Origin of the sequence: Pseudarthrobacter sp. YAF2 (assembly GCF_052113345.1) — a bacterium.
Taxonomy (GTDB): Bacteria; Actinomycetota; Actinomycetes; order Actinomycetales; family Micrococcaceae; genus Arthrobacter.
In genome coordinates this window covers 339,119-347,564 of sequence record NZ_JBFRDA010000003.1, presented here as the reverse complement: position 1 = coordinate 347,564, position 8,446 = coordinate 339,119, and the positions used below count along the sequence as shown (strand labels likewise).

The 8,446-nt window shown below is 62.5% G+C and carries 6 protein-coding genes and 1 pseudogene; all 7 read right to left on the bottom strand.

Features of this window, described 5'->3' with window-relative positions; all coding sequences use genetic code 11:
* Positions 1–195: pseudogene (locus AB4Y79_RS05455) on the bottom strand (hypothetical protein); the annotation flags it as partial.
* Positions 196–258: 63 nt separating this feature from the next.
* On the bottom strand, positions 259–1,113 hold the full coding sequence (locus AB4Y79_RS05450; RefSeq protein ID WP_441859499.1) for an ATP-binding cassette domain-containing protein: 855 nt from the start codon (positions 1,111–1,113) through the stop codon (positions 259–261).
* A complete protein-coding gene (locus AB4Y79_RS05445; RefSeq protein WP_441859498.1) occupies positions 1,110–2,975 on the bottom strand; it encodes a dipeptide/oligopeptide/nickel ABC transporter permease/ATP-binding protein in 1,866 nt (621 codons plus the stop codon). The genes AB4Y79_RS05450 and AB4Y79_RS05445 overlap by 4 nt, the downstream gene beginning before the upstream one ends.
* Complete coding sequence (locus AB4Y79_RS05440) at positions 2,972–3,913, bottom strand: ABC transporter permease (protein ID WP_441859516.1); 942 nt, start codon at positions 3,911–3,913, stop codon at positions 2,972–2,974. Before AB4Y79_RS05440 ends, AB4Y79_RS05445 begins: the two co-directional genes overlap by 4 nt.
* 73 nt (positions 3,914–3,986) lie before the next feature.
* Positions 3,987–5,513 carry an ABC transporter substrate-binding protein gene (locus AB4Y79_RS05435; RefSeq protein WP_441859496.1) on the bottom strand — a complete coding sequence of 509 codons (1,527 nt, stop codon included), beginning with the start codon at positions 5,511–5,513 and terminating at the stop codon, positions 3,987–3,989.
* A gap of 78 nt (positions 5,514–5,591) precedes the next feature.
* Positions 5,592–6,917 (bottom strand): C-glycoside deglycosidase beta subunit domain-containing protein, encoded by a 1,326-nt coding sequence (locus AB4Y79_RS05430; protein WP_441859494.1) that lies wholly within the window; start codon positions 6,915–6,917, stop codon positions 5,592–5,594.
* A gap of 3 nt (positions 6,918–6,920) precedes the next feature.
* Positions 6,921–8,435 (bottom strand): GMC oxidoreductase, encoded by a 1,515-nt coding sequence (locus AB4Y79_RS05425; RefSeq protein WP_441859492.1) that lies wholly within the window; start codon positions 8,433–8,435, stop codon positions 6,921–6,923.
* Positions 8,436–8,446 lie beyond the last annotated feature (11 nt).

Genomic DNA, 8,446 nt, shown 5'->3' with positions numbered 1-8,446 from the left:
GGCCACGGCGCCGGCGTCCCGGCCCACCAGGACCTTCTGCTCGAAGGCCGGGACATCGAAGAAACTGGCCACGTTCCGCCAGGCATTCGAGTGCGCCTTACCCATGAAGGCATAGCCGATGGCGGCCACACCCAGCGGGCGGGAAGCCCGGCGGACGGCCGCCGCTCTTGGTGGCTGGGGAAACGCTATGTTCATCTGCTGGTCCTCGCGAAGATGCAAACGTCTGACATGACGGCCAGACCGGGCTGGTTTGGGGGCTTACGATGTCTGGGCGAGTAGCCGGCGCCGCTGAGCGCGTCTTTGGGCTTGGCGCGCGGGGTCCGGGACAGGTGCGGCGAGGAGCAGCCGTTGGGTGTAGGGGTGCCGGGGACTTGATGTGACGGTCTCGGCGTCGCCCGTTTCGACGATTTCTCCTGCTTTCATGACGGCGACCCGGTGGCCTATGTGCCGGACTACAGACAGGTCGTGGGTGATGAAAAGGTATGCGACACCGGTGCGCTCTTGAATCTCGATAAAGAGTTCCAGAACGCGGGCCTGGGTAGACAGGTCCAAGGCGCTGACAGGTTCGTCGCAGACGACTAGTTTGGGGTCCCGGCAGAGCGCGCGTGCGACGGCCACGCGCTGGCGTTGGCCACCGGAGAACTCTCTGGGGAGGCGCTGGGCTGCGTTCGCCGGAAGGTGCACATAGTCCAGCAGCTCCCTGACCCTCCGTTCGGCGTCGGCCCGGGAGGTCCCCGTTACGAGGAGGGGTTCGGTCAGAATGTCGTTGATCGTCAGCGCGGGGTTGAGTGAGGTGTATGGGTCTTGGAAGACCGCCTGGATGTCGCCGCTGAGGGCACGCCGGTCTGCGCTGCGCAGGCGGGTGATGGGCCTTCCCTCGAACCGGATTTCACCTGTGGTGACGGGGGCCAGCCCGAGGACGGCCCTGCCGAGGGTGCTCTTTCCCGAGCCCGATTCACCGACGAGGCCGAGTGTCTCACCGCGGGCAATGGTCAGCGTCAGGCCATGCAGCGCCCGGAACGGGGACCGCTTCCATCCCTTCCGCCCGTACTCGACAACGAGGTCGCTGATTTCCAGCAGGTTCTTGTCCTGGGGATTGGGATCGCCGTTCATGACGTCATCCCCTCCTTTACTTCCACATCGGCATCTTGAACAATGGCGTTCTGCGTCCCCATAGTCGTAAGCTCCCTGCGGGCAGGTGCGTTTTCCATCGTGGAATCGAGCAACATCCGTGTGTACTCGTGCTTGGGGTTGGCAAAGAGATCGGTTGCAGAGGCGGCTTCGACGACTCTGCCCGAGCGCATGACGGCAACCGTGTCACAGAGATCGGCCACGACGCCGAAATTGTGGGTTACGAGGATGACGGCCATGCCCCGTTCGGCCTGGAGGTCACGGATCAGGTCCAGAACCTCAGCCTGGACCGTAACGTCCAGCGCGGTGGTGGGCTCGTCGGCAATGAGCAGGTCCGGGTTGCATGAAACAGCGCCGGCGATCAGGACACGCTGGGCCATACCTCCCGAAATTTCGTGCGGGTAGGAATCAAAGACTCTGCCCGGGGAGGAGATCCCTACCCGTTCCAGGAGGCGGAGCGCTTCCTGCTTCGCCTCCTTGGCGCTGATTCGAAGGTGATACTTCATCGGTTCGACAAGCTGGAAGCCGATCGTGTAACTGGGGTCCAGGTTGCTCATGGGCTCCTGCGGGATGTATCCGATCCGCCGGCCTCGCAGCTGATTGCGACTGTCCCCTGGTTGGTCCGCCAGGTTCTGCCCGTCGAAAACCATACTGGTGGCGCTGGTGTTGGCTCCGGTGGAGAGGAGCCCAAGAATCGCGAATGCGGTCTGGGACTTGCCGGATCCGGATTCACCTACGAGCCCGAGGACCTGCCCCTTTCGCACCGTGAGGGAGACGTCATGGACGACGACGGTCTCGTCCCCTTCGGGCCGGTCGTAGGCGACCCGTAGGTTTGCCACGGACAACAGGCCGTCCTCCGGTGTGGGAATGACGGCCCCGGCCTCCACCTCGCTGCCACCTGGCGTTGAACCCCCTCCACGGTGTCCGCGGCGACCACGGTGTGCGCGGCGACGGCGAACCTTGGGGCTGCCTCCGACGGCGTCCCTGATGGCGTTGCCCAGAAGGGCAAAAACCAAGATTGTCAGAACGGTGGTGATCGTCGGCCAAATCAGCAACCAGGGTGCATTGAAGATATTTTGGGATGCGTCGTTGAGCATTAGTCCCCAACTGGCGTGGTCGGCGGTCCCGAGCCCCAGGAAGGCGATGCCGGCCTCGATTCCGATGCCGGCGGCTGCCACCTGGGAGGCTTGGATGATGCTGGGCGCCACCACCACCGGAAGGACATGCCTGCTCATGATGCGGATGTTGCTGAGGCCTGACACACGGGCGGCATCAATGTACAGCTCTTCACGGACTGCCCTCACGGAGCCGCGGACAAGCTGAAACGCTGCGGGAGAGATGAGAATGCCAAAAACCGCCAGGGCCAGCGGCGTGCTTCGTCCGACGCGGGCCAGCACCACCAGGAGAACAACAATGGCGGGCAGGGCCATGAGCGCGTTGCTGATCCAGCTGCTGGTCGCATCGAACCAGCCCCGGTAGTAACCGGCAAGAATGCCCAAGGGGACGCCGATGCCGGTGGAAACGGTCATGACAATGGCGGCGCTAACCAGGCTTGTTTGGGCACCATACAGCAACTGGGCAAGGACGTCCCGCCCTACACCATCAGCACCCAGCGGGTGCTCGGAAGTAAAAGGAGGTGCCAGCGTGTCTGCCAGCTTGCTGCTCATGGGGTCGCCAGTGATCAGCAGCGGAGCCAGGACGGCGGCGAGGACCAGCAGTCCCATGAACGCCAGACAGATCACCGACAGCGGATCCTTCAGCAGTCTGCGGACAAGTCCATGCCGGGCGAGATTTGCCTCCTCAGCTAGTGCCGGCATGCCGCCGGTGGTCAGGTTCACGCTCATGCGACACGCACCTTGGGGTTCAGCCAGCCTTGGGCCAGGTCGAGCAGGAGATTGACGATGACGACCATGGTCACGGTCAGCAGGACGACACCGAGGACAACGGGAAGGTCACCCTGGCCGGCGGCGATGTTTGCCTGCGTGCCGACTCCCGGGATATTGAATACTTTTTCGACGACGACGGCGCCTGAAATCATGATGATGAACATCAGCGCCAGCGTGGTCACTGCCGGCGGTGACGCGTTTCGCAGGGCGTGCCGGAAAAGGACGCTGCGGGTCGGCAGCCCACGTGAGCGGAGGGTACGCACGTAGTCATACTGGAGGACGTCCAGCATTGACCCGCGGATCTGCATGGCCACCGACGCAATCGCCCCGAGCGCCAGGGACACGACCGGCAGCACAATGGATGACAGCCAGCCGGACGGCGAATTCGTGAAGGACACATACCCAGTTGCGGGCAGGACTCCCAGCTGGACCGCAAGAACGAGGACGAGCACCAGGGAGACCAGGAAGCTCGGTATGGCCTGGATCAACGAAGACAGGACTTGGAGGACCTTATCCACCGCACCACCACGAACAGCCGCAAGCACTCCGAGGAGTGCCCCGAGAACACTGGTGACGAGCATTGCCCCTAAGACCACCGACAGGGTCACTGGAACAGCCTGGGCGAGCAGCGCGGTGACGGGCTGGTTGTTGAACCAGGAAGTGCCGAGGTCACCCTGCCCGATGCGGGAGATCCACTCCCCGTACCGGACCAACACAGGTCGGTCCAGCCCAAGCTCCTGCCGCTTCGCCGCTGCTTGGGCAGCGCTTGCGGCCTGGCCGACGATCTGACGGGCCGGGTCCTGGCCTGTGAGGTTCAAAAGTAAGAATGTTGCCGTCGCGATCAGGAACAGCAGCAGAGCTCCGGCGCCTAGCCTACGGACGATAAAAAGCAGCATCTTGTTGACTCCGATGTCATCATGGTGGTCCATCGAAGGTACCGGGTCCGGCGGTGGACCCGGTACCTCCACATCAGTTCGCCGGGGCAAAGTTCCAGATGGGGGGGCTGTTGGAGAACTTCTGCGCCTTGACGGTGATTTTCTTGCTGTATACGAACTCGTTGTTGGGCTGGATCCATGGAGCGAACCAGGCCTGGTCCACGACGTATTCGTTCAATTCCTTGAACGTTTCCGGCCGCTGGTCGTCGGATTCCGTTTGGATCTTTTGAACCAGGGACACGACCTTGGGATCGGCTACGTGCAGGGTGTTCCAGGTCGACTCCGGCGCGAGAGCCTGCTGGACGCTGTCCCAGGAACGGTGGTTGTCGAGGTTGAAGATCGCCGCGGGGTACTTGCCGCCAAGCAAGTCGGAGATGAAGGTCTGCCCGTTGACGGGTTCGTAGACCGGCGTGATGCCGATGGCTTTGAGCGCCTCCGTAGTCATGGCCTGCTGGGCCGGGTAGATCGGTGAAACGTCGGGCATTTTCAGCTCAAAGCCGTTGGGATAACCAGCTTCGGCCAGCAACTGCTTGGCCTTTGAAACGTCGTAGCTGTACTTGCCGTTGAGCTCCTCGGTGTAGGCGGAGCTGTCCTGGCTGAAGAGCTGCGTGGTCTCGACGCCGGAGCCGCCGAAGACCTGCTCCAGGATTGCTTTCCGGTCGAAGGCGTAGTTGATGGCCTGTCGTACCCGGATGTCTGCCAAGGCAGGTGCGATCTTGCCTTCACGGTCGAAAAGGTAGAGGCCGGTGGTGGTGTAGGCGGGGGCGGACAGCACATTGAGGCCCGCCGACTTCAAGCTGGCGATGTCCTTGGACGAGGCGATTGCAAAGTCCACCTGCCCGGACCGCAGCGCGTTCATCATGGAGTTGTTGTCGTTGAAGACCGTCAGGCTGACAGTGTCGAACGGGAGCGACTTCTTGTCTCCCCAGTAGGATGTGTTTCGCGTGAAGATGTATTTGCTGCCTGCCTGGGTCTGCGCCTTGTCCAGGATGTAGGGCCCGGAGCCGACCGGGTCGGTCTTCAGGGAATCCTTGCCGACGGCGTTGGGGCTGGCGATCATACCGGCGCTGCCGCCGAGGTTGGCGAGGAGGGATGGGTCCGGTGCGGAGAGGACCATCTTCACGTGGCTGGCGTCGAGGACGTCCACGCGGTCCAGGTACCGGAGCTGTCCGCCTGACTCGCCAGTCCCCTTTTTCGCTGACTCGAGGCCTACTTTTACGGCGTTCCCATCCAGCTTGGCGCCGTCGGTAAATGACACGCCGTCACGGAGCGTCATGCTCAACGTCGTCTGTGCGGCGTCGTAGCTCCACTCGGTGGCCAGGTTTGGTGTCGGCTCCCCGTTCTCGTCGTTGCGCAACAGGGAGTCGTAAACAAACTGGGCGTGCTGTCCGGTCGGTCCGGCGCCAAAGGACCCTGGCACGAATGTATCCGGGGCAACAATGGTGGACAGTGCCAAGCTTTTGGGCTGGTCGCCGGTTCCGGCATTGCCGCCTCCGGAACATCCGGTGGCCGCGGTGAGCAGCGCCAATGCTGTCACTGCCGCGACTAGATACTTGCGCATCGATTTCTCCTGACGAGATGTGGTGGGATGCCGCCGTTTGATCGGCATCGTTCCGCACGTGGCGGCTTCACTGCTTTATTACTGTTGTTGCGGCACCGGCGGGTTAGACGCCTTGGTTTTTGCCATTTCAAGTTGTCGAAGCAAGGCATGTTGCCGTCGGACTTGATCGCGCCCCCTGTAGGGTTCACGTCTGCCTTCGTATTCGCTCGATAGCCAGCCCTCCCAGCCTGTGTCTACGAGGGTGGAGATGATTTCTTGCCATGGGATGTGCAGATCATTCAGTTGGTCGTCGATTTCGAAGAACTTGCTTTGGATGAAGTGGACGTGCGGAAGCACGGCAACCAGGTCGGTCATGGGAACCGCCAGCGCCTCCAGGTGGGCGGGCCGTTTCTTCCCTTCCTCGAACCCTTCGTGTCCGTCGTCGACCGGCGCCGTCTGGAAGATGCCTGTGTCGATCAGGAGCTTGAAGTGTTTGGTGCCTGTCTCCTCGATGAAGTCCAGATAGCCCTGCGTGACAGGGTGGTTGATGGGCGTGGGTGCATGGATCTCTGGACAGATCACGATGTCCAGTTCCTGCGCCAGGTCGAGGGAGCGTTGTACCGCCTCGGACCACACGGGGTGGGGATCCAGGTCCCAGGAGGTCACACCGAATTTGGGGCGGATTGAGGTGAAGCCCAGCCGTTTGGCCATCTTGAGGTCTACTTCGAGCTGGGCGGCCGCCTCTGCGGCGCTCAGGCTGCGGGTCTTCCACATCTCGGTGTCGACCCATGCGCCGTAGTTGGTAGGAGTGAGCCCGTATCGGTCGAGGAGCCTGTGCCAGTTGTCAACCCAGTCGCTCGTTACGTCGGGATAGCCGGGAAGATTCGCTTCGCCAAGGATCTCGATGCCGGTAGCACCCATGTCGGCAATATCGGCGAAGGCATCCTCCATTGTCATGGAAGTGTAGATGTCTCCCGAGTAGCTGTAGGTCGAAACCCCGTACCGGAGCTTGCCCTGACCAGAAGACGGCACAATCACGCCCTTGGCGGAGGCTGAAAAAGGAGACGTGGAAATGTGCGGTGGAAAATAAGGACGGCGCAGATACGCCGTTACTTCCAGATCGTGGAGCCCCGCGCTCAGTCCACCAGGCTTCGGGACGGTGATGGTGGCGGTCTCATCCAGCTGCCATCGCACGCCAGTGGACGACCGAAGTTCATCGAGCGTGTACGTCTTTCCCTGCAGAGACCAGAGCGGGACGTGCTTGGGTATCAGTTCGCCATCAATGATGACGTCGACTCCTTCGAGGAGACTGGCCGATGTGCCCCTATAATTGGGGTTGCGAAGATCGAACTGGAACCCGGTGATGGCGGATCCGTCCGCCACGTTGCGGAAACCGCGCCCTTGGATGATGTCCCTGTCTAGCATTTCCTAGTTCCTGTCTGCGTTTAGCTGGTCAGCGATGGAGCGGGCACCTGCGATTGCCAATGCGACCGAAAGCAGCGTGGGATTGCATGCGATAGGCGTGGGTATAACGCCGTTTCCCGCCACAAACAGGTCCTTTACGGCCCAAACCTCCGAGTTGGGGCCGCACACGGACGCACCGTCATCATGCAGGCCCATGCGTGTTGTTCCCTGGTAATGCAGGGAAGCACCGGGGTCGAAGGTCCGTGGTTCCTCATCCAAGGGCTCACCCAGCGCCTCAGCAGCCCGCCTAATCGCCTTACGTGATTCCTCTATGGATGAATGGTCTCGCTCGGTGAGTCTGTAATGGATGCGCATGGCAGGCATCCCGTAGGCATCCTGCTCGTAGGCATCGAACTCCACCCGGTCGCACTCCTGCAGATCCTTTGCGCAGAACCACCCCAGGCCCACAATGCTGCCGGGAGCGGGAACGCCATCGTCTGCCAACGGCACCGGGGAGGTGTCCAGCTGCATGACCTGCCCGTGGAACGGCTCTTCATCGGTATACGGCACCCAGCTCACGCCACTGTGTTTGGAGATGGTTTGGCCGGGCGCAGACTGAGCGGACTCATCCGGCAGGGTAGTCACTTCACGTAGGCGGACCGCGAAGACCGTCTGGGGCTGGTCGTTGAGATACCGCCCGAGAGCGGCCGGCCGAACGCCAGAGGCCCACAACAGCTGCGGTGTTCTGAGTGCGTCGGCGGCCACGACGACCTTACCGGCCCGGATTTCATGTTCTGCGCCGTTGCGCAGATCCTTCACCAAGACCCCACGGGCGTAGCCATCCTCGACCAGAATCCGCTCGGTGAGGGCTTCAGGGAAGAGAGTGAAGTTGGAATTGGTGCGGCTTCGCTCACCAAAAACGACGTCGGCGCCGGACCAAGTCACACGTCCGTCACCTTCGCGGACCACCGCCAGCGGCATCGCTTGAACCCTCCGCCCGGGGTCCCTTCCGTTGTCCAGTGCCGTAGAAAGCCGGCGCCGCACTTCCTGAGAGTAGGGCGCATCGTCAAACGCGTCGTCGACGACATGGAGCAGCCGTTCTGCTTCATCGAGCAGAGCGTCGAGATTCGGGAGGAAACCGACACGCTCCCGTCCGCCTGGCCGGGGGCACGCGCCCGTCCAGTGCGCGCCCATGCCGCCCACGTTGGACGACATCGCCGCGCCCGGCAGTCCGTCTTCACCGGGCTGCCGGTATCCGTCGGGCAGGAGAAAAGTACCTGGCCGAACCATGCGGGTCCCTGCTGCCGCGGCACGTTCTGCCTGCGGTCCCTCTGAGCGTCGCTGGGCCGCGGCCCGCTCCCCGGCGTCCTTTATGTTCTTGACGTGGAGCCCGGGAGGATCGGCCAGCAGTGGGCCGACCTCAAAGCAGGCAACGGAGGCCTGTGGTGCCATCTCACTGAGGATCCGAGCGTATGTGGCACCGCTCGGACCGCTGCCAACGATGGCGACGTCCACGGCGGCGGGAAAGGTTCGGGTCATGATCAACTGCG

Coding starts and splice junctions, on each gene's coding strand:
- AB4Y79_RS05450 (WP_441859499.1), bottom strand. CDS start 1,113: ATGAACGGCGATCCCAATCCCCAGGACAAGAACCTGCTGGAAATCAGC.
- AB4Y79_RS05430 (WP_441859494.1), bottom strand. CDS start 6,917: ATGCTAGACAGGGACATCATCCAAGGGCGCGGTTTCCGCAACGTGGCG.
- AB4Y79_RS05435 (WP_441859496.1), bottom strand. CDS start 5,513: ATGCGCAAGTATCTAGTCGCGGCAGTGACAGCATTGGCGCTGCTCACC.
- AB4Y79_RS05425 (WP_441859492.1), bottom strand. CDS start 8,435: ATGACCCGAACCTTTCCCGCCGCCGTGGACGTCGCCATCGTTGGCAGC.
- AB4Y79_RS05445 (WP_441859498.1), bottom strand. CDS start 2,975: ATGAGCGTGAACCTGACCACCGGCGGCATGCCGGCACTAGCTGAGGAG.
- AB4Y79_RS05440 (WP_441859516.1), bottom strand. CDS start 3,913: ATGCTGCTTTTTATCGTCCGTAGGCTAGGCGCCGGAGCTCTGCTGCTG.